The organism is Streptacidiphilus jeojiensis (genome assembly GCF_042510965.1).
In the GTDB taxonomy this organism is placed as follows: Bacteria; Actinomycetota; Actinomycetes; order Streptomycetales; family Streptomycetaceae; genus Streptacidiphilus; species Streptacidiphilus jeojiensis.
The window spans coordinates 609128-634418 of the sequence record NZ_JBEUKS010000002.1 but is presented as its reverse complement, the minus strand read 5'-3'; the positions used below and the strand labels follow the sequence as shown (position 1 = coordinate 634418).

The following is a 25291-nucleotide window of genomic DNA, read 5'->3' as shown; positions in this document are numbered from 1 at the left end:
GACCCGGCCCGCCCCCGCCCCACTGCACCAACCTCCGCCGAAGGCGAAACGTCACCGCCGCACACCCCCCCGCCCGACCACCGGAACCCCCGGAACCCCCGCCCCCGGCGACCTCCGCTGCCCCGGAAACGGCACAGCCGCCTGCGCCGAAGAAGCCACCGCCGCAGCCGCAGGCGCAATACACACCTGCACCCCGTGGTCCGCCAGAGCATCGAGCTCCCGCGAGGCCTCCTCGGAGATCCCGGCCTGCTCGTCCGTCACCAGACAGGCGATCCCCTCCGTGGCCACCGTCTGGAACATGGTGTCCGACCCGAGCTTCCCGTGGTCCGCCAGCACGACCACCTCCGCCGCGGCAGCGACCAGCGCCCGGTCCACGCTCGCCGACAGCATGTTGGTCGTGGACAGCCCCCGCTCCGCGGTCAACCCGCTGCCCGACACGAAGGCCCGCGAGACCCGCAGCCCCTGCAAGGACTGTTCGGCCCCGCTCCCCACAAGCGCATAGTTGGACCCTCTCAGCGTCCCCCCGGTCATCACCACCTCCACCCTGTTGGCATGGGCCAGCGCCTGGGCGACCAACAGCGAGTTGGTCACCACCGTCAGCCCCGGCACCCGGGCCAACCGTCTGGCCAGCTCCTGGGTCGTGGTCCCGGCGCCCACCACGATCGCGTCGCCCTCGGCGACCATCGTGGCGGCGTAGTCGGCGATAGCCGACTTCTCGGCGGCGGCGAGATGGGTCTTCTGCGGATATCCGGGCTCTCTGGAGAGACCGCCGGGGAGCACCGCGCCCCCGTGCCGACGGTCGAGAAGGCCTTCGGCCTCCAGAGCGCGCACGTCCCGACGGACGGTCACTTCGGAGGTCTGGACGACTCGGGCGAGCTCCCGGAGCGAAACCGCTCCATTGGCGCGCACCATTTCGAGGATCAATTGGCGACGTTCTGCTGCGAACACGAAACAGACGGTAACGTGCATGACCATCTGCATTCAGGCGTTTGCACCTAGTAGTCGAAGTTGTCCACCACAGAACGGCGCACACCCTTACAATGCGCGCCGCCCAGTACCAACCTCACGCCCCCGGCGAACTCCCCGCCGCCCGCTTGCGGATGTGCAACTGCCGCGCCGCCTCCGCGATCGACCCGGAGACCGACGGGTACACCGTGAACGCACTCGCCACCTGCTCCACCGTCAGATTGTTGTCCACCGCCAACGAGATCGGATGGATCAACTCGCTCGCCCGCGGAGCGACAACCACACCGCCCACCACGATCCCGGTCCCCGGCCTGCAGAACAGCTTCACGAAACCGTCCCTGATGCCCTGCATCTTGGCCCTCGGGTTCCCCCGCAGCGGCAGCTTCACGCAGACCGCGTCCATCTTCCCGCACTCCACATCCGCCGCGCTGTAGCCGACGGTGGCGATCTCCGGGTCGGTGAAGACATTGGAGGCGACGGTCTTCAGGTTCAGCGGCTGCACCGCGTCCCCCAGCGCGTGGTACATCGCGATCCGCCCCTGCATGGCCGCGACCGACGCCAGCATGAACACCCCGGTGACGTCACCCGCCGCGTACACCCCCGGAGCCGACGTCCGGGAGACCCGATCGACCTTGACCTGCCCGCCCTCGGTCAGCCGGACCCCGGCCTCCTCCAGACCCATGCCCCCGGTGTTGGGGATGGAGCCGACCGCCATCAGGCAGTGCGACCCGGTGATCACCCGTCCGTCCGACAGGGTCACCTCCACCTTGTCGCCGACCCGCTGCACCGACTCCGCCCGCGACCGCGACATCACGTTCATCCCGCGCCGCCGGAACACGTCCTCCAGCACCGTCGCGGCGTCCGGGTCCTCCCCGGGCAGCACACGGTCGCGGCTGGAGACCAGCGTCACCCGCGAGCCCAGGGCCTGGTACGCACCCGCGAACTCCGCGCCGGTGACACCCGACCCCACCACGATGAGCTCCTCGGGGAGTTCGTCCAGGTCGTACACCTGGGTCCAGTTCAGGATCCGCTCGCCGTCCGGAACCGCGTCCGGCAGCTCCCGCGGCCGGGTACCGGTCGCTATCAGCACCACATCGGCCCGCAGCTCCCGCGTCCCGCCGCCCTCGCCACCCTCGGCGCCCACGCCGCCCTCGGCGAGGTCGACCACGACCCCCCGCGAACCGTCCACGGCCTGTCCCCCCGGCGCCAGCCGGCCGAAGCCGCGCAGCAGGGTGACGCCCGCGCGGGTGACGGACTGGGTGATGTCGTGCGACTGCGCGACCGCCAGCCGCTTGACCCGTCGGTTGACCTTCCCCAGGTCAACCCCCACAACCCTCACCCCCGACGTCGGAGCATCAGCGGCGACCTTGATCCCCAGCTCCTCGTAGGAGCTGTCGAAGCTGGTCATCACCTCAGCCGTCGCGATCAAGGTCTTGGACGGCACACAGTCCGTCAAGACCGCCGCGCCGCCGAGGCCGTCCCGGTCGACGACGGTCACCTCCGCGCCGAGGTCCGCGGCCACCAGCGCCGCCTCGTATCCGCCTGGTCCGCCACCGATGATCACAATCCGAGTCACATACGCCATTGTCCCGCACCGCGACGACTCCGAGACACCGGGCTGGCCCGTACGGGCCGGACCCATCCCTCCCACCTGCCCCACCTCCCGTACGCTGTGACCCATGTCGCTCTACGCCGCGTACGCCAGCAACCTCGACGCACGCCAGATGAGCCGTCGGGCCCCGCACTCGCCGCTCCGCGGCACCGGCTGGCTGGACGGCTGGCGGCTGACCTTCGGCGGGGAGCAGTTCGGCTGGGAGGGCTCGATCGCCACGGTGGTCGAGGACGGGAAGGACCAGGTCTTCGTCGGCCTCTACGACATCGCCCCGGGCGACGAGGCCGGCCTGGACCGCTGGGAGGGCCTGCAGCAGGGCTTCTACCGCAAGATCAAGGTCCGGGTGCACACCCTGGAGGGCGACCTGACCGCCTGGACCTACGTCCTCAACGACTACGAGGGCGGCCTCCCCTCGGCCCGCTACCTCGGCATCATCGCCGACGCCGCCGAATCCGCCGGCGCCCCCCACGACTACGTCATGGACCTGCGCAAGCGCCCCTGCTGACCCGGCCCCTGCTGACCCCGGATCTCCGAACAGCGGCATGATGCTCTCCGCATCCACCTGTTCACTTCCGCTCTGGAGATCCCCCTTGACCACCTCCTCACAGCTGTCCCGGCGCACCCTGATAGCCGGAGCAGCCGGCCTCGCGGCCGCCGCCGGCGGTGCTTCGCTGATCGCCGCCACCCCGGCCGCCGCTGCCGAGGCGGCGACCGCCGAGCTGTACCCGGTCAAGCCGCCGCACCTGCTGGAGGCCGAGACCCTGGTGGAGTACCTGCGGCTGCGCAGCTCGCAGTGGAGCTACAACCAGTACAACGCCGCAGGCGAGAACCTCGGCAGCACCGCGGTGACCTGGGGCCGCCCCGGGCATCCGGAGGAGTTCGCCAACCTCTCCCAGTGCGCCTCGTTCATGACCGCCCTCCTGGAGCGCGCCTACGGCCAGGACACCGCCTACGCCTGGGCCACGGCGGCCTACTTCAACCAGTACTTCCCGCCCAAGGACGGCTCCACCCGCGCCTCCGGCTCCTACCCGGACGCGGAGGACCTGCAGGCAGGCTTCCTGAACGCGTCCAACGTCCCGCACATCGACCCGGTGACCAAGCCGGTCAACCTCCGCGCCGGTGACATCGTCGCCTGGGACTACGACCCCGCCGTCAAGAGCACCCCGTACACCGGCCACACCGTGATGATCCGCTCCTACGAGGGCACCTTCGCCGCGTCCGTCGACAGCCAGTTGGGCATCACCGGCGTGGTCGGGCACCTCTTCCAGATCGTGGACTGCACCAGCAGCCCGCACGGCGGCCCCAGCCTCACCAGCCAGACCAGCATCGACCACTACCGCGCCTACCCGGACACCCGTGCCGTCATCGCCGACGACAACAGCAGCTACACCGAGTACAGCGGCGTGGGCTACGGCCACATGATCTTCTACGCGGACCCCAGCACCGACCTCTTCGTCGGCTACCGCTGGAGCGTCAACTCGTCCACCCCGGTCGCCGCGGTCGCCACCGCCGTCTCCGGGAAGCAGCAGATCGCCGCAGGCCGAGTGAACTCCTTCGTGGTCTGACGCACCCACCCCGGCAGAGCACAGCCTCCCTCGTAGCACCGACGACAGACGGTACGAGGGAGGCTGTTGTCGGGTTCTACAGCGAACCCCGCGGCCAATGCCTGAAATGTCATCCGATCGTTCTTCTACGCGCGTAGGGCGAACAGATATCCTCTTGACCGTGAACGCATCCACTCAGCCTGTCGCCGCTGCTGCCAACGGCATCCAGCACCCCACCGACCCGTACGCACCCTACGCCGCCGCCAAGGAGGCCGCCGCCGTTCTGCGCGACCTCACCGGGGTGGAGAACCACGACGTAGCGCTGGTCATGGGCTCCGGCTGGGTCCCCGCCGCCGACGCGCTCGGCTCGCCCGACCACGAGTTCCCGATCACCGCACTGCCCGGGTTCGCGCCGCCCGCCGTCGCCGGGCACTCCGGGATGGTGCGCTCGATCAGCATCGGCGGCATCCGCGCCCTGGTGTTCCTCGGCCGCACCCACTTCTACGAGGGTCACGGCGTCGCCGCAGTCGCCCACGGGGTGCGCACCGCCGTCGCCGCCGGCTGCCGCACGGTGATCCTCACCAACGGCTGCGGCGGCCTGCGCGAGGGCATGTCCGCCGGACAGCCGGTGCTGATCAGCGATCACATCAACCTGACCGCGGCCTCCCCGATCGTCGGCGCCAACTTCATCGACCTCACCGACCTGTACTCGGCGCGGCTGCGCGCCCTGTGCCAGGAGGTCGACCCGAGCCTGGAGGAGGGCGTCTACGTCCAGTTCCCCGGCCCGCACTACGAGACCCCTGCCGAGATCAACATGGTCCGCGCCATCGGCGGCGACCTGGTCGGCATGTCCACCACGCTGGAGGCCATCGCCGCCCGCGAGGCCGGCGCCGAGGTCCTCGGACTCTCGCTGGTCACCAACCTGGCGGCCGGGATCACCGGTGAGCCGCTGAACCACGCCGAGGTGCTGGAGGCCGGCCGCGCCTCGGCCACCCGGATGGGCGCGCTGCTCGCCAAGCTGCTCGAACGGCTCTGATCTGCCGCTCCACCGGGCCCGCATGGCATCCATCACCACCCCGATGGGTGCCATGCTCTTTGCAAGGCCCGCTCCGCCGCTCCGCCGCTCCGCCGCATCGCCGCACTGCCGCACCGAAAGAGAGTGACCAGGCAATGACGCTGACCCCCGACACCGCCGACCTGCTGGCGCGGGCCCGTACCTGGCTCGCCGAGGACCCGGACCCGGACACCCGCGCCGAGCTCGCCGACCTCCTCGCCTCGGCCGAGGGGCCGGCCGAGGAGCAGCAGTGCGCCGCCTGGTCCGAGCTGGCCGAACGCTTCGCCGGGACGCTCCAGTTCGGCACCGCCGGCCTGCGCGGGGAGATGGGCGCGGGACCAATGCGGATGAACCGGGCCGTGGTGATCCGTGCCGCCGCCGGACTGGCCGCCTACGTCGGCAAGCGCACCCCGGGCGGCCTGGTGGTGATCGGCTACGACGCCCGGCACAAGTCCCACGACTTCGCCCGGGACACCGCCGCCGTAGTCACCGCCGCCGGCCTGCGCGCCGCGCTGCTGCCGGGCCCGCTGCCCACCCCGGTGCTGGCCTACGCGGTGCGCCACCTGGACGCGGCGGCCGGGGTCATGGTGACGGCCAGTCACAACCCGCCCCGGGACAACGGCTACAAGGTGTACCTCGGCGGGGAGCTGGAGGGCGCGCAGATCGTGCCGCCGCACGACGCCGGCATCGCCGCCGAGATCGACGCGGTCGCCTCGCTGGCGGACGTCCCGCTGGCCGCCGACGGCTGGGAGGTGCTGACCGCGGACGCGGTCCTGGACCCGTACCTGTCCCGCGCCGCCGGGCTGGTCGGGCCGGGCAGCCCGCGCGACCTGTCCGTCGTCTACACCCCGATGCACGGCGTCGGCCGGGACACCTTCCTGGCCGCGTTCGAACGGGCCGGCTTCCCGGCCCCGGGCATCGTCGCCGCGCAGGCCGACCCGGACCCGGACTTCCCCACCGTGGGCTTCCCCAACCCGGAGGAGCCGGGGGCGATGGACCTCGCCTTCGAGGCGGCCGCGGCGCTCGGCCCCGACATCGTGATCGCCAACGACCCCGACGCCGACCGCCTGGCCGTCGCCGTCCCCGACCCCGACACCGCCTCGGGCTGGCGGATGCTGCGCGGCGACGAGGTGGGGGCGCTGCTGGCCGCCCACATTGTCAACAAGCCCGCCGTCAACAAGCCCGCCGCCGACAAGCCCGCCGCCGACAAGCCCGCTGCCGACGGGGCCACCGCCACTGCGGGCACCTTCGCCACCACCATCGTGTCCTCCTCACTGCTGTCCCGGATCGCCACAGCGGCGGGCATCGGCTACGCCGAGACCCTCACCGGCTTCAAGTGGATCTCCCGGGCCCCCGGCCTGCGTTACGGCTACGAGGAGGCGCTGGGCTACTGCGTCGACCCGGACGCGGTCCGCGACAAGGACGGCATCAGCGCCGCGCTGCTGCTGGCCGAACTCGCCGCCGGCCTGAAGGCGGCCGGCCGCACCCTCGGCGACCTGCTCGACGAGCTGGCCCTCGGCCACGGCCTGCACGCCACCGACCAACTCGCGGTCCGGGTGGCCGACCTGCGCCTGATCGCCGACGCCATGGCCAGGCTGCGCGAGCAGCCGCCGACGGCCCTGGCCGGGCTGCGGGTCGACTCGGCCGACGACCTGGAGCAGGGCAGCGCCGACCTGCCGCCGACCGACGGGCTGCGCTACCGCCTCAGCGGCGCGGGGGTGGACTCGGCCCGGGTCGTGGTCCGTCCCTCCGGGACGGAGCCCAAGCTCAAGTGCTACCTGGAGGTCGTCGTCCCGGTCGGCTCGGCGGACGCGCTGGCCGGGGCCCGGACCGCGGCCGCCGGGCTGCTGGCCGCGCTCAAGCGTGACCTCTCGGCGGCAGCGGGCATCTGACGCGCTGTCGGCGACCCCCCTTAGGGTGGTCGGCATGGAGACGACGGAGCACCAGCAGCCAGCCAGCAGCCCACCCCCCGGCGCGGACCGTCTGATCACGGTTCCCGGCGTGCGCAACCTCCGCGACGCCGGGGGCTTCGGCACGGCCGACGGCGGCCGGATACGCCTCGGCCTGCTCTACCGCTCCGCCTCGCTCTGCGAGCTGAGCCCGGACGGGGCGGGCCGGCTGGCCGGCCTGGGCCTGCGCACCGTCGTGGACCTGCGCAGCGCGGAGGAGTTGGTGCACTGGCCGAACCAGCGCCACGGGCTGGACTTCGAGCTGGTCTCGCTGCCGACGCTGCCGCCGCTGGAGGGCTCCTCGGCCAACCCGGAGACGGCGGCGGACGTCAGCGAGCAGCACCGGCAGCAGGGGGATCCGCAGGACGACGGGCTGGCCGGGATGTACTCCTACATGGCCGAGACGGCGGGCCCGCCGATCGTCGCCTGCATCCGCCGGCTGACGGCGCCCGGCGCGCTGCCGGCCCTGGTCCACTGTGCGGTCGGCAAGGACCGCACCGGGGTGACCATCGCCGTCATCCTCTCCGCGCTGGGCGTCGACGACGCCGACATCAGCGCGGACTTCGCCCTCTCCAACGCGGGCCTGGGGCTGCTGAACGGCCCGGTCCACTACATCGACGAGCACGGGGTCGAGCGGCCGTCGCGGCCGGTCCGCGCGGAGCTGCTCACCATGTTCCTGCGCAGGGTGCATGCGCGGCACGGGACCACGGCGGGGTTCCTGCACTATCACGGGCTGCGGCGGGAGGAACTCGCCCGACTGCGGGACCTGCTGGTCCAGGAGGCGTGACCACCCCGGTACAGGGCCACCGTTCGCGCAGTTCCCCGCGCCCCTATAGGGGCGCGGGGAACTGCGCAGAACCTCAGCCCGCCGCGAGCAGCACGATCAGTGCGACCGCACCCGCCACCGCCGGCGCGGCGATCCACCATGTCCACGCGACAGCGACCGCGCCGTCCGCACCGGCCCGGTTCTCCTCCACCGCCCTGGAGCGCAGCTCAAGCAGTTCCGTGACGACCCGGTCCGCCCAGGCGACAGCCGGCCCCGCACTGTCCGACGAGCCGTAGGGGGCCGGCGCCGAGGAACGGGAGAAGGCCGAGCGCAGTCCCGGCCCCCCGACCGGGAAACGGGAGTCCTGGCCGCGCCGGGAGCTGATCACCGACGCGTCGCCCTTGGAGATCATCGACCTGCGGTTGGCCCGCTTGCGCTGCCGCAGCGACACCGGCACCGCCCAGACCTGGTACTTCCTCCCGGCCGCCCGGAGCTCCACCGACAGTGCCGCCTGCAGCGACTCGACCTGCTGCCAGGGCGCCGTCACGGTGCGGAACGGGTTGCGGACCACCAGCCGGTCCTCGTTGGCCCGGACCACGGGCCACAGCGTGAAGGCGCTCACCAGCGGGACCACCAGGACCAGCGTGGCCAGCGCCAGCCAGGGGGTCTTCCCGTGCCCCTTGACCAGGGCGTCGATGCACAGCCACAGCGCCAGTGCGAGCAGCAGCACGCCGGCGGCCACGCCCGACCTGGAGCGGTAGCTTCGGTCGGCGTAGGCGGGGCCGGTGGAGGGGGTCGGTACTGCCTTGGCATCCTGGCCGGGGGTCTCCTGGCCAGGCACGTCAGGGCCCTGGGAGTCGCTCATGGTGAACGATTCTGCCTCAGCCCGGCGCCGCGATCCCCCGTGGTCGAATTGCGATATGGCATCAGGGTTCGTCCCACCGGATCGGCTCCATGTCACACCGACCCGGTACTGACGAAACGCTACGCGTGTAGATATGCTCCTCTGGTGAGCATGCCCACCTCTTCCCCGCCCCCCGCAGCCGTCGAGGGCGCCGCCGCTGCCGACGGCGCCCGCGAAAGCCTCGCCGAGGTCGCCTCCACGGAGGCGACCCTGCGCCGCTTCCTGCACGGGCTGCCCGGTATCGACGCCGTCGGCCTCCAGGCGCGAGCCGCCTCGCTCGGCACCCGGTCCATCAAGACCACTGCCAAGGCGTACGCCATCGACCTGGCCATCTCCATGATCGACCTGACCACGCTGGAGGGTGCGGACACCCCCGGCAAGGTGCGGTCGCTCTGCGCCAAGGCGATGCGCCCCGACCCGAGCGACCCGTCGACGCCGCGGGTCGCCGCCGTCTGCGTCTACCCCGACATGGTGCCCTTCGCCCGCGCCGCCGTCGCCGGCAGCGGGGTGCAGGTCGCCTCGGTCGCCACCGCGTTCCCGTCCGGCCGTGCCGGGCTGGCGGTGAAGCTCGCCGACACCGCCGAGGCCGTGGCCGCCGGCGCCGACGAGATCGACATGGTGATCGACCGCGGCGCCTTCCTCTCCGGCCGCTACCTGGAGGTCTTCGAGACCATCCGGGCGGTCAAGGGAGCCTGCCTGCGCGCCGACAGCACCGCCGCGCACCTCAAGGTGATCTTTGAGACCGGCGAGCTGCAGACCTACGACAACATCCGCCGCGCCTCCTGGCTGGCGATGATCGCCGGCGCCGACTTCATCAAGACCTCCACCGGCAAGGTCGCCGTCAACGCGACCCCGGCCAACACCCTGGTGCTGATGGAGGCGGTCCGCGACTTCCGCGCCGCGACCGGCGTCCAGGTGGGCGTGAAGCCCGCCGGGGGCATCCGCACCACCAAGGACGCCATGAAGTACCTGGTGACCGTGAACGAGGTGCTGGGCGACGACTGGCTGTCCCCGGACTGGTTCCGCTTCGGCGCCTCCAGCCTGCTCAACGACCTGCTGATGCAGCGTCAGAAGCTGACCACCGGCCGGTACTCCGGTCCCGACTATGTGACGGTGGACTAGCCGTGGCCAAGAAGAAGCCCGACACCCCGACCGCGACGCCCACACCGACCGCGACGCCCGCACCGGCGGCACCGTCCGCCGCGCCCGGCCGCAAGCTGTTCGAGTACGCCCCCGCGCCCGAGTCCCGGGCCGCCGCCGGCGACATCGCCAGCTCCTACGGCCACTACATCGGCGGCGAGTTCGTCGAGAGCAGCGGCAAGGAGGCGCTGAAGACGGTGGACCCGTCCACCGAGCAGGTCCTCGCCGAGTTCGCGCAGGGCACCGAGGAGGACGTCGAGCGCGCGGTCAAGGCCGCCCGGGACGCCTTCGGCCCCTGGTCGGCGCTGCCCGGCGCCGAGCGCGGCAAGTACCTGTTCCGGATCGCCCGGATCATCCAGGAGCGCAGCCGCGAGCTGGCCGTGCTGGAGTCGATCGACAACGGCAAGCCGATCCGGGAGACCCGCGACGTCGACCTGCCGCTGGTCGCCGCGCACTTCTTCTACTACGCCGGCTGGGCCGACAAGCTGGAGTTCGCCGGCTACGGGTCCAACCCGCGTCCGCTCGGCGTGGCCGCGCAGGTGATCCCCTGGAACTTCCCGCTGCTGATGCTCGCGTGGAAGATCGCCCCGGCGCTGGCCACCGGCAACACCGTGGTGCTCAAGCCCGCCGAGACCACCCCGCTGACCGCGCTGCGCTTCGCCGAGATCTGCCGCCAGGCCGGTCTGCCGAAGGGCGTCGTCAACATCGTCACCGGCGACGGCCGCACCGGCGCCGCGCTGACCGCGCACCCTGGCGTCGACAAGGTCGCCTTCACCGGCTCCACCGGCGTCGGCCGGGCCATCGCCCGCACCCTGGCCGGCACCCGCACCAAGCTGTCGCTGGAGCTGGGCGGCAAGGCCGCCAACATCGTCTTCGACGACGCCCCGGTCGACCAGGCCGTCGAGGGCATCGTCGACGGCATCTTCTTCAACCAGGGCCACGTCTGCTGCGCCGGCTCCCGGCTGCTGGTGCAGGAGTCGGTGCACGACGAGGTCCTGGACGCGCTCAAGCGCCGGATGGCCACGCTGCGGGTCGGCGACCCGCTGGACAAGAACACCGACATCGGCGCCATCAACTCCGCCGCCCAGCTGGCCCGGATCCGCGAACTGACCGACGCCGGCGAGGCCGAGGGCGCCGAGCGCTGGTCCCCCGCCTGCGAACTGCCCTCCTCGGGCTACTGGTTCGCCCCGACGGTGTTCACCAACGTCAGCGCCACCCACCGGGTGGCCCGCGAGGAGATCTTCGGCCCGGTGCTGTCGGTGCTGACCTTCCGCACTCCGGAGGAGGCCGTCGCCAAGGCCAACAACACCCCGTACGGGCTCTCGGCCGGCATCTGGACCGAGAAGGGCTCGCGCATCCTCTGGATGGCGTCCAAGCTCCGGGCCGGCGTGGTGTGGTCCAACACCTTCAACAAGTTCGACCCGACCTCGCCCTTCGGCGGCTACAAGGAGTCGGGCTACGGCCGCGAGGGCGGTCGCCACGGCCTGGAGGCCTACCTCGATGTCTGAGACCACCACCCCCCGCCTTGATGTCCACAAGACCTACAAGCTCTTCGTCGGGGGCGCCTTCCCCCGCTCCGAGAGCGGACGGGTGTACGAGGTGACCGACCTCAAGACCGGCGACTGGATCGCCAACGTCCCGCTGGGCACCCGCAAGGACACCCGTGACGCGGTCGGCGCCGCCCGCAAGGCCGTCGGCGGCTGGTCCGGCGCGACCGCCTACAACCGCGGGCAGATCCTCTACCGCGCCGCGGAGATGCTGCAGGGCCGCCGCGAGCAGTTCGCCGCCGAGGTCGCGGCGAGCGAGGGCATCAGCGCCCGGAAGGCGGCCGCCCTGGTGGAGGCGGCCGTCGACCGCTGGGTCTGGTACGCGGGCTGGACCGACAAGGTCGCCCAGATCGCGGGCTCGGCCAACCCGGTCGCCGGTCCCTACTTCAACCTCAGCACCCCGGAGCCCACCGGCGTCGTCGGCGTGGTCGCCCCGACCCGGGGGAACGGCTACTCGCTGCTCGGCCTGGTCTCGGTGATCGCCCCGGTGATCGCCACCGGCAACACCGCGGTCGTCGCGCTGGCCCCGGAGGCGCCGCTGCCCGGCCTGTCCCTGGGCGAGGTGCTGGCCACCTCGGACCTCCCCGGCGGGGTGGTCAACCTGATCTCCGGACGCACCGAGGACATCGCCCCGACCCTGGCCTCCCACCAGGACGTCAACGCACTGGACCTGACCGGTGTGAACTCGCCGGACGGCCCCGGCTCGGCGCGCGCTCTGGAAACGCTCGCAGCGGATACCCTTAAACGTGTACGGCGCCCGGACGTCAACGACGACTGGACCGCCGCACAGGGCACCGATCGTCTGCTGGCCTTCCTGGAGACCAAGACGGTCTGGCACCCGATGGGAATCTGACCCCCGGGTCAGCGACTCCCCCGCAGACCGGGCGGCCCGCCCCACCCCCCCTGGGCCGGTCGTCCGTTGAGAACGGGCACGCGCTCCTCCCCCCCGAGTGCGTGCCCGTTCGCTTTCCCGATGCCCGTGGTTCCACCCGAGGCAGCCCATGCGTCAGACTGGTACCTCGTGAGCAGCGAAGAAGCGAACAGCCCGATCCGGTCCCGAGTCGTGCTGCTGTGCGGGCCGTCGGGGTCGGGGAAGTCGACCCTCGCGGAGCGGGCCGGACTGCCGGTCCTCCAACTCGACGACTTCTACAAGGACGGCGACGACCCGAGCATCCCGCCGCTCGCGGACGGTCAGGGGCCGGACTGGGACGACCCGGGCTCATGGCACGCGGACGACGCGATGGCCGCGATCCGGGCGCTGTGCGGGGACGGCCGGGCCGAGATCCCGGTGTACTCGATCCCGGACAACGGCCGGATCGGCACCCACACCCTGGTCCTGGACGGTGCCGCGGCGTTCATCGCGGAGGGGATCTTCGCCGCCGAGATCGTGCGGCGCTGCGAGGCCGAGGGGCTGCTCGGCGATGCGATCTGCCTGCGGAACCGGCCGGTGACCACGGCGTGGCGCAGGTTCCGGCGGGATGTGCGGGAGCGGCGGAAGTCGGTGCCGTATCTGTTGCACCGGGGGTGGCGGCTGATGCGGGCCGAGCGCGGGATCGTCTCCCGACAGGTCGCCCAGGGCGCGGACGCCTGCGGCGGGGCGGCGGCGCTGGCGCGGATCGCTGCGCTCGGCAGCGCGGTGCCGGTCCTTGAGGGGGCTGGCCGGTAGGTCGCGTTTCGGGTGCGGGTTGTGCCTGGTTGGCCGCGCAGTTCCCCGCGCCCCTAAGGGGCTGCAACTGGCCCGCTTGCAACCAGCTGGGGGCGCGGGGAACTGCGCGACAAGCCACCTACGGTCCGCACCAAGAGATCCCGCAGAAATGCGAACGCGCGGAACGGGCCCGGTCCGCCTCCCCCGAGGCCGGCCGTGCCCGTTCCGTTCTGTGCACCGCGGACCCTCCGGCTCCCCCGAGCCGGGCCCCCAACCCGCGGCCTTTCCCCCTCCCCCACGGCTGCCCCGGGCGTGCTGGTCTCGTGATCCCCCCGGATCACGGGACCCCCCGCGGCCGTACATCCCCCGGCGTACCCGCCCTCGTTCAGGCGACGAGTTCGCCGAAAGCTCCACCCAGGTCGCCGTCGCGCGACGCCAGGATCTCGTCCTCACGCAGCCGGCGCAGGGCGCGCCAGATGCTGCTCTTCACCGTTCCGACGCTGATGTTCAGCACATCGGCGATCTCGGGGTCGGTGCGGCCCTCGTAGTAGCGGAGCACCAGCATGGTGCGCTGGTTCTCCGGCAGCTTGGCCAGCGCCTGCCACAGCACGGCCCGCAGTTCGGTGCCGCCCATGGCGTCGGTGTCGCCGACCGTCTCCGGCATCTCCTCGGTCGGGTACTCGTTGACCTTGCGGCGGCGCCAGGCCGAGATGTGCAGGTTGGTCATGGTGCGGCGCATGTACCCGCCGACCGCGGCCTTGTCGGTGATCCGGTCCCAGGCCCGGTAGGTGCTGAAGAGCGCGCTCTGCAGCAGGTCCTCGGCGGCGTAGCGGTCACCGGTGAGGTGGTAGGCGGTGGCGTACAGCGAGGCGCGGCGCTCGCGGACGTAGGCCGAGAACTCCTCCTCGTTGCTGAGCCGGTGCTCCTCGGTCCCGAAGGCCGGCGCGGTGGCCGGTGCGGCGACCGGCAGAACGGCGGGCTCCCCCGAACCGCTCGTCTGCCGGCCGCCTCCCCCGGCACCCCCCGTACCCCCCGGGAGCTCGCGGACGGTGGTCCCCCGAACCACGCCGCGAAGTGTGAGCGTCATGGTCGTCGAGCCCGAGGCGGCCGCGTCACAGGACGGCGAGTGCGTCCCCTGGCGGGCGGTGCTGTGGACCGACGCCCGGTGCACCGGGCGCGCAGCGCGAAGTGCCGCGGCGCTCCGTACTTCGGTGACTGCGTTCATGCTGCGCTCCCTGGTGGATGGTGGTGCGGTCTGTCGAGGTCCCCCGACTCCCTGACATGGAATAGCTTGCCCGGGGGTCGTCATGGCCGTGTCCGTCGACTGTCACAGGGCTGTCACAAGCCCCGGGGCTTGGTCACGGACCCTCCGGGGGTCGATCGATCGGCCGTTGATGGGCCAGAATGGCCCGCGTGTCTCATCTGCTGCTCATCGAGGACGACCCCGCCATCCGCACCGGTCTCGAACTCGCGCTGACCAGGCAGGGCCATCAGGTATCGGCCGCTGCCTCGGGCGAGGACGGCCTGAAGCTCTTCAAGGAGAGCCGCCCCGACCTGATCGTCCTGGACGTGATGCTCCCCGGGATCGACGGCTTCGAGGTCTGCCGCCGGATCCGGCGCACCGACCAGCTGCCGATCATCCTGCTGACCGCGCGCAGCGACGACATCGACGTGGTGGTCGGCCTGGAGTCGGGCGCCGACGACTACGTGGTCAAGCCGGTGCAGCCGCGGGTGCTGGACGCCCGGATCAGGGCGGTGCTGCGCCGCGGCGAGCGGGAGAGCTCGGACTCGTCGACCTACGGTGACGTGGTGATCGACCGCAGTGCGATGACCGTCACCAAGGCCGGCGTCGACCTGCAGCTGACCCCCACCGAGCTGCGGCTGCTGCTGGAGCTCAGCCAGCGTCCGGGCCAGGCGCTGTCCCGGCAGCAACTGCTGCGGCTGGTCTGGGAGCACGACTACCTGGGCGACTCGCGGCTGGTGGACGCCTGCGTGCAGCGGCTGCGGGCGAAGGTGGAGGACGTGCCGTCCGAGCCGACGCTGATCCGCACGGTGCGCGGGGTGGGCTACCGGCTGGATCCGCCGCAGTAGGCTGCGCGGAGACCGAGATCCATCGGACCCCACCAGCAACCCGGCATCGAAGGCGACGTGACCGACCACCCCAAAGCCCCGGCGGTGTCCTGGCCGGCCAGCCGGCTGCGGCTGCCCTCGCTGGCCCGGCGCCTGCGGCTGACGTCGCTGCGGATACGGCTGATCGCCGTGTTCGCCCTGGTGGCGCTGGCCGCCGCGGTCTCCGCCTCCGGCATCGCGTACTGGCTGAACCGCGACGCGGTGCTGAAGCGCACCCAGGACTCGGCGCTCGCCGACTTCCGCAGCCAGCTCAGCCGGGACATCACCGACCTGCCGCTGCAGCCCAGCTGCGACCAGCTGCGCCAGGTCGCGGCGCTGATCGCGCACTCCGGGCTGAACTACGCCGTGGTCCTGGTGCAGCCGGACTGCGTCGCGACCTCCAACCCGGCGTTCCCCGCCTCGCTGGTTCCCACGGCGCTGCAGCACTCGGTGACCACGCCCTGCGTGCACTGCACCGCCGCCCCGCACCAGTACCACCTGTTCTGGCAGCGGCAGACGCTGAACGGCACCCCGTTCCTGATCGGCGGCACCCAGGTGCTGCCCACCGGGCCGACCGCGTACATGTTCAAGTCGCTGGAGGACGAGCGCAAGGACATGGACTCGCTGGCCTGGTCACTGGGCATCGCCACGCTGCTGGCGCTGGTCGGCTCGGCGCTGCTGGCGCAGGCCGCGGCCTCGACGGTGCTCCGCCCGGTGGCCCGACTCGGCGAGGCGGCACGGCAGTTGGGCGCGGGAAGGCTGGACACCCGGCTGGAGGTGCGCGGAGCGGCGGAGCTCGCCGACCTGTCGCAGACCTTCAACCAGACCGCCGAGTCGCTGCAGGCCCAGGTCGAGGAGCTGAGCACGCGCGAGCACGCCAGCCGCCGCTTCGTCGCCGACATGTCGCACGAGCTGCGCACCCCGCTGACCGCGATGACGGCGGTGACCGACATCCTGGAGGACGAGGCCGACACCCTCGACCCGATGATCGCCCCGGCGGTCCGGCTGGTCGTCAGCGAGACCCGCAGGCTCACCGAGCTGGTGGAGAACCTGATGGAGGTCACCCGCTTCGACGCCGGCACCGCCAAGGTCGTCCTGGACGAGATCGACATCTCCGACCTGCTGACCTCCTGCATCGACACCCGCGCCTGGCTGGACGCGGTGGACGTGGACGCCCCGCGCGGCATCGTGGCCCGGGTGGACCCGCGCCGGGTGGACGTGATCCTGGCCAACCTGATCGGCAACGCGCTGAAGCACGGCGGCTCCCCGGTCCGGGTGCAGGTCCGGGCCGAGGGCCCGGACCTGGTGGTACGGGTCGCCGACGGCGGGCCCGGCATCCCCGAGGACGTGCTGCCGCACGTCTTCGACCGGTTCTTCAAGGCGGACGCCGCCAGGCGCCGCTCGGAGGGCAGTGGCCTGGGGCTGTCCATCGCGGCGGAGAACGCCCGGATCCACGGGGGCACGATCACCGCGGCCAACGGCGAGTCCGTCGACGGCGGACCCGGAGGCGCCGTCTTCACGCTGCGGCTGCCGATGACACCGGCGGTCGAGGCGGGGCACCCGCTGGCGGCGGACGGCGGCCCGAAGTCGGGTACGGCGCCGCAGCCGGGACCAGGCGCCGAACCGGGAGCGGGGAAGGGCGAGAGCACATGAGGCAGCACCACACCCTGGTCCGCGGAGTACCGCCGACCCCTCCCGCCGGGACTCCCGGGCCCGCGCGTCCGACCGGTCCGGCCCGGCGGAGCCCTCGGCTCGCCGCGGTCACCACGGTCGCCGCGTTCGCCGCCGTCCTGGCCGTGGCGCTCAGCGGCTGCGGGATCCGCGACACCGCCGTCCCCGTCGACGCGGGTGATCCGGCGTCACGCACCGCCTGCCCGCCCGGACCCAGCGCCAGCCTGACCGCGCTGGAGCGGGACGCCAGCCTGATCCCCACCTCCGCGCCGACCAGGCTCTGGCCGCCGATGACCAAGGAGGAGCAGGCAAGCGCCGCCGCAGCGGCGGCGAAGTCCGCGGCCGAGGCCGCGGCAGCGGCGCAGGCGACCGCCTCGCCCTCGCTGACCCCCTCCGCCGTCGCCAGTCCCCCCGCACCCACGGCCACCACCTCCGACGGCACCCTGGCCTGCCTGCACCCCAGCGCCTCGGGCTGACCCGACCCCGGCCTCACCCTTTCGTGGGAACGATGGAACCGGGACCACACGGACGCGCGTCCTCCGGGGCGTGCAGCAAGGAGAGACCGGCGTGCGAACCGGTATCGACCAGCGGTCCCCGATGACGGAGGGCGCCCTCGGTGACCCGTCGGCGGTGCACCGCAACGCACGGCGTCTCGGCCTGCTGCTGCTCGCGGTCCATCTCGGGCTGGTGCTGTGGTCCGCGTTCCAGCCGGTGTCGGCGGCCTGGATGGCCGACAGCAATCTGACGCCGTTCGCGACCGTGCGCTCCGAGTTGAGCGCCGGCACCGAGCACGCCTATCTGGAACTGCTGCGCGGTCTGCTGCTGCTGGCGCCGCTGGGCATCCTGCTGCCGCTCGCCGGCGGTCGGTTGTACGCGTCCACGCTGTCGTCGTTCCTGCGCACCGTCTTCGCCACGGTCCTCATCGCGACCGGGCTGGAACTGCTGATGTCCACCCTGACCAGCCATCTGCTGGACGTGGACGACGTGCTGCTGGCAGCGGTCGGGGTCGCGGTCACCCATCTCGCCTTCGTACCGGCCGGACGGGCCGCGCTGCGCCGCCGGGAGCGCCACCACGACGGGGGCAACGGCCCCAGGGCCACCCCCAGCGGCTTCGAGATCGCCCACCTGACGCCCTGACCTGCGATTGTTCCGCCCTGCCGGTGGCCCGGCTCGGGGTCGGACCCGGAGAGCACCCCGAGACCGGGCTCATCCCGGAGCGGGGTGGGGTCGGGGCCGGAATCGTCGAAGCGGCTGAGGATTCCGGCTCCCCGGAGCGGGAGGCTGGTAGCAGAGAACGACGGAGCCCCGGAGCGGGGCACCGAGCACCGGCCCACGGAGACACCTCATGAGCGCCACCGCCACCACCCTCTCCCGCCCCCGCCACAACCGCCTGATCGCCGGTGTCTGCGCCGGGATCGCCGAGCGTTTCGGGCTCACCCCCTGGACCGTGCGGGTGCTGTTCCTGCTGTCCTGCCTGCTGCCCGGGCCGCAGTTCCTGGTCTACCTGGCGCTCTGGCTGCTGCTCCCGCAGTCCGCCTGACCGCCGCGCACGGCGGCGTCAGATGATGCTCCGTCAGCCGACAGCAGCAGCACCGAGGGCCGGGCCCGACCACCGCGACGGTGGCGGGACCCGGCCCTTTCCGTACGTCCTTGCGGCTGCGGATCAGCCCAGCGGGGTGTGCACCGGCAGCGCCGAGGTCGCCTGACCCAGGCCCGACTGCACCGAGCCGGTCGCCTGGCCGACGCCGGGAAGGCTGGTGAGGCTGCCGGCCACCGGCAGGTCCGGGGTGGCGACCGGAAGGCCGTCGCGGGTCTGCGGGGCGGCCGAGCGCACGCTCGGGAGCGTCGCGTTCTGGGTGGCGTTCTGGACCGAGGGGGCAGCACTGTTGACCAGGCCCTGCGCCGTCCCGGTCACCGCGTGCACGCTGCCGGTCTGCGAGGTGAGCACCTGCTGCCCGTCCGAGACCGGTCCGGCGGCCAGCCCCTGCAGCGGTACGTTGCCGGCACCGGAGGGCAGGCCTCCGAGCGCGCCGAGTCCGTCCGCAGCAGCCGGGGTGACGGCAGCAGCGGCCAGCGCGGCACCGAGCACTGCGGTTCCGGCGGCCTGGAGCATTGCCTTCTTCATGAGCTGATTCCTCGTGTCCTCGGGTGGGGACGGCGGCGAACCGGATCGATGACTACGCCGCGTGTCCGACTGGCCGCCCAACGTATCCACGAGGTGACGGAGCGCCCAAATCTCCGTCCCCTGATCGGCCTAACGGCCGTCAGCCCGCGACCCCGACTGAGCCGACCCCGGCGGACTCGGCGGCGATCCGCTCGAAGCCCGGCTTGATCACCTCGTTGATCAGCGCCAACCGCTCGTCGAACGGGATGAACGCCGACTTCATCGCGTTGATGGTGAACCAGCGCAGATCGTCCAGGGTGTAGCCGAAGGCCTGCACCAGGTGCTCGAACTCCCGGCTCAGGCTGGTGCCGGACATCAGCCGGTTGTCGGTGTTGACGGTCACCCGGAAGTGCAGCCGCCGCAGCAGCCCGATCGGGTGCTCGGCGTAGGAGGGGGCGGCACCGGTCTGCAGGTTGGAGGTGGGGCACATCTCCAGCGGCACCCGGCGGTCGCGCACGTACTCGGCGAGGCGGCCGAGCTTGACGCCGCCGTCCTCGGCGACCGAGATGTCGTCGATGATCCGCACGCCGTGGCCCAGCCGGTCGGCGCCGCAGCACTGCAGCGCCTCCCAGATGGACGGCAGGCCGAAGGCCTCGCCGGCGTGGATGGTGAAGTGGTTGTTCTCCCGCTTGAGGTAGTCGAAGGCGTCCAGGTGCCGGGTCGGCGGGTGGCCGGCCTCGGCGCCGGCGATGTCGAAGCCGACCACGCCCAGGTCGCGGTAGCGGTTGGCCAGCTCGGCGATCTCCAGCGAGCGGGCGGCGTGGCGCATCGCGGTGAGCAGGGTGCCGATGCGGATCCGGTTGCCGGCCGCGGCGGCGCGGGCCTCGCCGAGCCGGAAGCCCTCGTTGACGGCCTCGACCACCTGGTCGAGGGTCAGCCCGCGCTCCAGGTGCTGCTCGGGGGCGTAGCGCACCTCGGCGTAGACGACGCCGTCGGCGGCGAGGTCCTCGGCGCAGTCGGCGGCGACCCGGACCAGGCCCTCGCGGGTCTGCATGACCGCGCAGGTGTGCGCGAAGGTCTCCAGGTAGCGGACCAGCGAACCGGAGTCGGCGGCCTCGCGGAACCAGACCCCGAGGGCGGCCGGATCGGTGGTCGGCAGACCGTCGTAGCCGACCTCGGCGGCCAGTTCGACGATGGTCTCGGGGCGCAGGCCGCCGTCCAGGTGGTCGTGCAGCAGGACCTTGGGGACGCGGCGGATCTGGTCAGCGGTGGGAACGCTGAGGGCGCTGGGGGTAAGGGTGCTCTCCATCGCCCAACGATACCTCCTACGCGCGTAGACGAAGGTGTATTTCCGGTCTCTCCTGCGTTTCCGATGGATGACCGCTCAGCTGTGGAACGGCAGCCGCTCCCGCGCGGACAGCACATAGGTCCGGAATGCCTCGGCCGGCGGGGTGAGCGCTCGGCCGGTCACCCACGCCAGCGCGATCTCGCGGCGCGCGCCCGGCGACGACAGCCGCAGCTCCGCCACGTCGGGGCGCGGCGCCGTGGCCGGCGGCAGTACGGCGACCCCCAGCCCGGCCGCGACCAGCCCGCGCAGCGTCTCGGACTCCTCGCCCTCGAACGACACCCGGGGCGTGAACCCCGCCTCAGCGCACAGCGCGTCGGTGATCCGCCGCAGGCCGTACCCGGGTTCCAGGGTCACGAAGGCGTCCTCGGCCACCTCGCCGAGCCGCACCCGCTGCCGGGAGGCGAGCCGGTGGTCGACCGGTACCACCAGCCGCAGCCGCTGCTCGCCGAGCCGGCGCGAGGTCAGCTCGGGGCCGTCCGGGCGCGGCGAGACCACGCACAGGTCCAGCTCGCCCTCGCGCAACCGCTGCAGCATCGAGTCGGTGTAGTCCTGCACCAGCTGGAAGCGGACCTTGGGGTACTCCACCCGGAAGCCGCGCAGCAGGGTCGGCACCGCCTCGGTCCCCATGGTGTGCAGGAAGCCGAAGGCCACCCGGCCGCCGACCGGGTCGGCCTCGGCCCTGGCCGCCTCCGCCCCGCGCTCGACCTCGGCGAGCGCCCGCTCCACCGCCGCCAGGAAGATCCGCCCCGCCCTGGTCAGCCGGACCGTACGCCCCTCTCGGGCCAGCAGCGCGACACCCAGGTCCTGCTCCACCCTGGCCACCGCGCGGCTCAGGGTCGGCTGCGGCATCGCCAACTCGGCCGCGGCCCGGGTCACATGCTCCAGCCGGGCGACCGCGGCGAACTGCGCCAGCAACGGCGCGAGCAGCACGGCGGGCGCCTCCGGCGCGAGCTCCGCGCCGCCGGCCGCGATGTCTTCTGCGTCACGCAGGTGTTTCCCACTCCCGGCTGACCTCTGCTCATACGCCACAGCATCAATCATCCGGCTTCGATGCATTGGACGCATCAGTGCCCCCGTCCTAGATTTCAGGCATGCCGCCTGCCACTAGCGGGGCATCCGCCGAACCGTCGCCGGGTGCCCTCACCTCGCCGTCCCCCGTCGCCGCCGCCCCTGCTGACACCGCCGCGCCGGACCTGCGCCACCTCCCCGGCAGCCGTGGCCTGCGCCGCACCCAGCTGGCGCTGTTCGGCGCCGGGCTGGCGACCTTCCTGCTGCTCTACTCCACCCAGGCGCTGCTGCCGGCGCTCTCCGCCTCGCTGCGGCTGACGCCGGGTCAGGCCAGCCTCACCGTCTCCGCCGCCGCCATCGGCCTGGCCCTCGCGGTGATCCCGGTCAGCGCCCTGTCCGAGCGCTACGGCCGCACCGCGGTGATGACGGCCTCGGTCTTCGCCGCCGCCGCCATCGCCCTGGTGCTGCCCTTCGCGCCCGACCTCACCACCCTCACCGCGCTGCGCGCCCTCCAGGGCATCGCCCTGGCCGGGCTCCCGGCCACCGCGATGGCCTACCTGGCGGAGGAGGTGCACCCCACCGCGCTGGCCTCGGCCATGGGCCTCTACGTGGCGGGCAACAGCATCGGCGGCATGAGCGGACGGCTGGTCTCCGGCATGGTCGCGGGCTCCTTCGGCTGGCGCTGGGGCCTCGCCTCGGTGGCGATCCTCTCGCTGCTCTGCGCGGTGGCCTTCCGGGTGCTGATCCCCCGCGCCCGGCACTTCCGCCCCGGCCCGATCAACCCGGCGGCGCTGCTCCGCACCGTCACCTCGCACCTGCGCAACCCGCTGCTGGGACGGCTGTTCGCGCTCGGGCTGCTGTTCATGACGGTCTTCGGCGCGGTCTACACGGTGATGGGGTACCGCCTGGTCGCGGCCCCGTTCGGGCTCTCCCAGGGCCTGGCCAGCTCCATCTTCGCGGTCTACGTCGTCGGCACCTTCGCCTCAGCCGTCTCGGCCAGGGTCACCGGCCGGCTCGGCCGCAGGGGCACCCTCTACCTGGCCATCGGCACCACCTCGGCGGGCCTGCTGCTGACCCTCCCGGCCTCGCTGCCACTGGCGCTGCTCGGCCTGGTGCTGATCACCGCCGGCTTCTTCACCGGCCACTGCGTCGCCTCCGCCTCGGTCGGCCGCACCGCCACCCACGGCCGCGCCCAGGCCTCCGCGCTCTACCTCGCCGCCTACTACCTCGGCAACAGCCTGGGCGGCACCCTGGGCGCCGACGCCTACCACAGCGCCGGCTGGCCCGGCACCGTCCTGGTCGCCCTCACCGCCATGGTCCTGGCAGCCGGCGTCACCCTCTACGGAACGGTGCACGCGCGGGCTGCCTCCGCACGGCTTCTCTCCACCGCCCGCTAGACCGTCCGATCGTTAGAATCGGGCCATGAGCATCGACGCCGCGACCTACGCGCGGTTGCGCGAGATCGCCGACCAGTTGCCGAGGATCCCCGGGATAGGGCAGGTGGAGATCGCCAACGGCGAGATCGTCATGATGATGTCGCCGGTCCGGCGGCACGAACTGGCTGTCATGCGTATCAGCAGGCAGCTGAACGAGCAGTTGGAGGCGACGCACCCAGGTTTCGTCGCCCATGCGGGCGCAGACCTCGAGGACGTCGGCCTGGGGCGGCTCCGGCGCCCCGATCTCATGGTGTTCCCCGAGGCGATCCTGGAGGAGGACTCCGCGGCCGTCTACCCGGCCGACGTGCTCCTCGCTGTGGAGATCGTCTCCAAGTCCAACCCGGAGAACGACTACGACGACAAGGTCAGGGACTACGCCGCCATGGGCATCCCGCTCTACCTCATCGTCGACCCGCGCGACGGCACCGGGATCGTTCACTCGCAGCCCCGGTACTCCCGCCGGGAGAGCTTCGTCTTCGGCGACACCGTCGCCGTCGGCCCCTGGCGCATCGACACGGGTGGACTGCTGACGTACGGGAAGTGACGCTCGGCCCGAACCTGTCCCCGTTATGAGGACAGGTTCGGGTTCGGGCAATGGCGTCGGTATCAGCGCCGGGCCGGAGGGTTGTGCTTCAGCCGATCCGGTCCAGGACGATCGGGGCCGGGTCGAAGGACGTGCCCGGGGCGGCGACCGTGATGCCGGTGCTGAGGGCCTCCAGTGCGTAGTCGAAGCGTTCCGGGGTGTCGGTGTGCAGGGTGAGCAGCGGCTGACCCGCCGTCACCACCGCGCCGGGCTTGGCGTGGAGCTCCACACCCGCGCCGGCCTGCACCGGGTCCTCCTTGCGCGCGCGGCCGGCACCGAGCCGCCAGGCGGCGACGCCGACGGCGTAGGCGTCGAGCTCGGTGAGGACGCCGGTGGCCGGGGCGGTGAGGACGTGCTGCTCGCGGGCGACCGGGAGCGGGGCGTCGACGTCGCCGCCCTGGGCGGTGATCATGCGGCGCCAGTGGTCCATCGCGGAGCCGTCCTTGAGGGCCGTCTCAGGGTCCTTGCCGCCGACCACGCCCGCCGCCGCCAGCATCTCCCGGGCCAGGGCCAGGGTCAGCTCGACCACGTCCGCCGGGCCGCCGCCCGCCAGGACCTCGACCGACTCCCTGACCTCCAGCGCGTTGCCGGCCGTCAGGCCCAGCGGCGTGGACATCCCGGTCAGCAGCGCGACGGTGTTGACCCCCGCCGCCTTGCCCAGGCCGACCATGGTGCGGGCCAGCTCCCGGGCGTCCTCCAGGTTCTTCATGAAGGCGCCGGTGCCGACCTTGACGTCCAGCACCAGGGCGCCGGTGCCCTCGGCGATCTTCTTGGACATGATCGAGGACGCGATCAGCGGGATCGCCTCGACCGTGCCGGTCACGTCCCGCAGGGCGTAGAGCTTCTTGTCGGCGGGGGCCAGTCCGTCGCCCGCCGCGCAGATGACCGCGCCGGCCTCGCGCAGGACGTGCATCATCTCGTCGTTGGAGAGCAGCGCGCGCCAGCCGGGGATGGACTCCAGCTTGTCCAGGGTGCCGCCGGTGTGGCCGAGGCCGCGCCCGGAGAGCTGCGGCACGGACGCGCCGCAGGCGGCGACCAGCGGGGCCAGCGGCAGCGTGATCTTGTCGCCGACGCCACCGGTGGAGTGCTTGTCCGAGGTCGGCATCGGCAGCGAGGAGAAGTCCATCCGGACGCCGGAGCGGATCATCGCGTCGGTCCAGCGGCTGATCTCGCGCAGGTTCATGCCGTTCAGCAGGATCGCCATCGCCAGTGCGGACATCTGCTCGTCGGCGACCTCGCCGCGGGTGTAGGCGTCGATCACCCAGTCGATCTGGGCGTCGCTGAGCTCGGCACGGTCGCGCTTGGCGCGGATGACGGAGATGGCGTCCATGGGATCTCCAAAGGAGGGAGGGTTCAGGTGCAGTGGTGCGGAAGTGCAGGGGTGCAGGGGTGCGGAAGAGCAGTGGCGCGGTACGGGGAGCCCGTACCGCGCCACTCTACGCGCGTTGCGCGCGGGTGCGGGAGGTCAGAGCCGCTCGGGTCCGAAGGCGTCCGGGAGCAGCTCCGCCAGCGGGCGGATCCCGGAGACGGACTCCACCAGCAGGGTCGGGCCGCCGTGCTCCCAGAGCAGCTGACGGCACCGCCCGCACGGCATCAGCGCCTTGCCGTCGCCGTCGCAGCAGGTGAAGGCAGTCAGCCGGCCGCCGCCGGTGGCGTGCAGCGCCGAGACCAACCCGCACTCGGCGCAGAGCCCGAGCCCGTACGAGGCGTTCTCGACGTTGCAGCCGCTGACGATCCGTCCGTCCTCGACCAGTGCCGCCGCGCCGACCGGGTACTTGGAGTACGGGGCGTAGGCGCGGCCCATGGCCTCCTTGGCCGCGACCCGCAGCGCGTCCCAGTCGACGCTGTCGATGCTGATGGGGTCGATGCTGTGGACCGTGGGCTGCTCCGCCGTCATTGCCTCGC

25 protein-coding genes are annotated in these 25291 nt (G+C 72.4%); 16 read left to right on the top strand and 9 right to left on the bottom strand.

Annotation, left to right across the window (positions count from 1 at the left end):
* Positions 1-51: 51 nt before the first annotated feature.
* Positions 52-975 carry a DeoR/GlpR family DNA-binding transcription regulator gene (locus ABUW04_RS08630; RefSeq protein WP_084715457.1) on the bottom strand — a complete coding sequence of 308 codons (924 nt, stop codon included), beginning with the start codon at positions 973-975 and terminating at the stop codon, positions 52-54.
* Between the two features lie 88 nt (positions 976-1063).
* On the bottom strand, positions 1064-2551 hold the full coding sequence (locus ABUW04_RS08625) for an NAD(P)H-quinone dehydrogenase (RefSeq protein ID WP_380563827.1): 1488 nt from the start codon (positions 2549-2551) through the stop codon (positions 1064-1066).
* Between the two features lie 94 nt (positions 2552-2645).
* On the opposite strand from ABUW04_RS08625, the gene ABUW04_RS08620 reads away from it, so the two are divergent.
* From ABUW04_RS08620 to ABUW04_RS08600, 5 genes are all read left to right on the top strand, one after another.
* The gene (locus tag ABUW04_RS08620) at positions 2646-3083 is read left to right on the top strand and encodes a gamma-glutamylcyclotransferase (RefSeq protein WP_030265516.1); all 438 of its coding nucleotides are present in this window, start codon (positions 2646-2648) and stop codon (positions 3081-3083) included.
* A gap of 85 nt (positions 3084-3168) precedes the next feature.
* Positions 3169-4143: a hypothetical protein gene (locus ABUW04_RS08615; RefSeq protein WP_380563825.1), complete on the top strand. Its 975-nt coding sequence runs from the start codon at positions 3169-3171 to the stop codon at positions 4141-4143.
* A 202-nt stretch (positions 4144-4345) separates the two neighbouring features.
* On the top strand, positions 4346-5158 hold the full coding sequence (locus ABUW04_RS08610) for a purine-nucleoside phosphorylase (RefSeq protein WP_030265513.1): 813 nt from the start codon (positions 4346-4348) through the stop codon (positions 5156-5158).
* Positions 5159-5292: 134 nt separating this feature from the next.
* Positions 5293-7068, top strand: coding sequence for a phospho-sugar mutase (locus tag ABUW04_RS08605; protein ID WP_380563824.1), 1776 nt, complete (start codon positions 5293-5295; stop codon positions 7066-7068).
* Positions 7069-7102: 34 nt separating this feature from the next.
* Positions 7103-7912: a tyrosine-protein phosphatase gene (locus ABUW04_RS08600; protein ID WP_380563823.1), complete on the top strand. Its 810-nt coding sequence runs from the start codon at positions 7103-7105 to the stop codon at positions 7910-7912.
* Between the two features lie 73 nt (positions 7913-7985).
* Here ABUW04_RS08600 and ABUW04_RS08595 read toward each other — a convergent pair whose 3' ends face one another.
* The gene (locus ABUW04_RS08595; RefSeq protein ID WP_380563822.1) at positions 7986-8756 is read right to left on the bottom strand and encodes a PH domain-containing protein; all 771 of its coding nucleotides are present in this window, start codon (positions 8754-8756) and stop codon (positions 7986-7988) included.
* A 150-nt stretch (positions 8757-8906) separates the two neighbouring features.
* Here ABUW04_RS08595 and deoC point away from each other — a divergent pair, with 150 nt between their 5' ends.
* The 4 genes from deoC (at position 8907) to ABUW04_RS08575 (ending at position 13148) form a co-directional block, all read left to right on the top strand.
* On the top strand, positions 8907-9917 hold the full coding sequence (gene deoC, locus ABUW04_RS08590) for a deoxyribose-phosphate aldolase (RefSeq protein WP_380563919.1): 1011 nt from the start codon (positions 8907-8909) through the stop codon (positions 9915-9917).
* Positions 9918-10012: 95 nt separating this feature from the next.
* A complete protein-coding gene (locus tag ABUW04_RS08585; protein WP_030265499.1) occupies positions 10013-11443 on the top strand; it encodes an aldehyde dehydrogenase family protein in 1431 nt (476 codons plus the stop codon).
* Entirely contained in the window at positions 11436-12335 is a 900-nt protein-coding gene (locus tag ABUW04_RS08580) for an aldehyde dehydrogenase family protein (RefSeq protein ID WP_030265497.1), read from the top strand. Before ABUW04_RS08585 ends, ABUW04_RS08580 begins: the two co-directional genes overlap by 8 nt.
* Positions 12336-12503: 168 nt before the next feature.
* On the top strand, positions 12504-13148 hold the full coding sequence (locus ABUW04_RS08575; protein WP_380563820.1) for an ATP-binding protein: 645 nt from the start codon (positions 12504-12506) through the stop codon (positions 13146-13148).
* A 364-nt stretch (positions 13149-13512) separates the two neighbouring features.
* Here the strand turns inward: ABUW04_RS08575 and ABUW04_RS08570 are convergent, their stop codons facing one another.
* Positions 13513-14352, bottom strand: coding sequence for a SigE family RNA polymerase sigma factor (locus ABUW04_RS08570; protein WP_380523398.1), 840 nt, complete (start codon positions 14350-14352; stop codon positions 13513-13515).
* A gap of 188 nt (positions 14353-14540) precedes the next feature.
* Here ABUW04_RS08570 and ABUW04_RS08565 point away from each other — a divergent pair, with 188 nt between their 5' ends.
* From ABUW04_RS08565 to ABUW04_RS08545, 5 genes are all read left to right on the top strand, one after another.
* Positions 14541-15218, top strand: coding sequence for a response regulator transcription factor (locus tag ABUW04_RS08565; RefSeq protein ID WP_157624131.1), 678 nt, complete (start codon positions 14541-14543; stop codon positions 15216-15218).
* An 84-nt stretch (positions 15219-15302) separates the two neighbouring features.
* Entirely contained in the window at positions 15303-16889 is a 1587-nt protein-coding gene (locus ABUW04_RS08560; protein ID WP_380563918.1) for an ATP-binding protein, read from the top strand.
* Complete coding sequence (locus tag ABUW04_RS08555) at positions 16886-17383, top strand: hypothetical protein (protein ID WP_030265483.1); 498 nt, start codon at positions 16886-16888, stop codon at positions 17381-17383. The genes ABUW04_RS08560 and ABUW04_RS08555 overlap by 4 nt, the downstream gene beginning before the upstream one ends.
* A 91-nt stretch (positions 17384-17474) precedes the next feature.
* The gene (locus ABUW04_RS08550) at positions 17475-18044 is read left to right on the top strand and encodes a VanZ family protein (RefSeq protein ID WP_051726542.1); all 570 of its coding nucleotides are present in this window, start codon (positions 17475-17477) and stop codon (positions 18042-18044) included.
* 208 nt (positions 18045-18252) lie between these two features.
* The gene (locus ABUW04_RS08545) at positions 18253-18447 is read left to right on the top strand and encodes a PspC domain-containing protein (protein WP_030265478.1); all 195 of its coding nucleotides are present in this window, start codon (positions 18253-18255) and stop codon (positions 18445-18447) included.
* A 123-nt stretch (positions 18448-18570) separates the two neighbouring features.
* Here ABUW04_RS08545 and ABUW04_RS08540 read toward each other — a convergent pair whose 3' ends face one another.
* The 3 genes from ABUW04_RS08540 to ABUW04_RS08530 form a co-directional block, all read right to left on the bottom strand.
* Entirely contained in the window at positions 18571-19032 is a 462-nt protein-coding gene (locus tag ABUW04_RS08540) for a hypothetical protein (protein ID WP_030265475.1), read from the bottom strand.
* 139 nt (positions 19033-19171) lie between these two features.
* Complete coding sequence (locus tag ABUW04_RS08535) at positions 19172-20320, bottom strand: adenosine deaminase (RefSeq protein ID WP_051726541.1); 1149 nt, start codon at positions 20318-20320, stop codon at positions 19172-19174.
* A 75-nt stretch (positions 20321-20395) separates the two neighbouring features.
* Positions 20396-21388 carry a LysR family transcriptional regulator gene (locus ABUW04_RS08530; protein ID WP_232242789.1) on the bottom strand — a complete coding sequence of 331 codons (993 nt, stop codon included), beginning with the start codon at positions 21386-21388 and terminating at the stop codon, positions 20396-20398.
* A 62-nt stretch (positions 21389-21450) separates the two neighbouring features.
* Between ABUW04_RS08530 and ABUW04_RS08525 the strand changes: the two genes are divergently transcribed.
* Together ABUW04_RS08525 and ABUW04_RS08520 are read left to right on the top strand one after the other, a co-directional pair.
* A complete protein-coding gene (locus ABUW04_RS08525; RefSeq protein WP_380563818.1) occupies positions 21451-22764 on the top strand; it encodes an MFS transporter in 1314 nt (437 codons plus the stop codon).
* Positions 22765-22789: 25 nt separating this feature from the next.
* Positions 22790-23347, top strand: coding sequence for a Uma2 family endonuclease (locus tag ABUW04_RS08520; RefSeq protein WP_030265465.1), 558 nt, complete (start codon positions 22790-22792; stop codon positions 23345-23347).
* An 88-nt stretch (positions 23348-23435) separates the two neighbouring features.
* Here the strand turns inward: ABUW04_RS08520 and ABUW04_RS08515 are convergent, their stop codons facing one another.
* Together ABUW04_RS08515 and ABUW04_RS08510 are read right to left on the bottom strand one after the other, a co-directional pair.
* Positions 23436-24716 (bottom strand): thymidine phosphorylase, encoded by a 1281-nt coding sequence (locus tag ABUW04_RS08515; RefSeq protein WP_030265455.1) that lies wholly within the window; start codon positions 24714-24716, stop codon positions 23436-23438.
* A 135-nt stretch (positions 24717-24851) separates the two neighbouring features.
* Entirely contained in the window at positions 24852-25283 is a 432-nt protein-coding gene (locus ABUW04_RS08510) for a cytidine deaminase (RefSeq protein WP_380563817.1), read from the bottom strand.
* Positions 25284-25291: the final 8 nt, after the last annotated feature.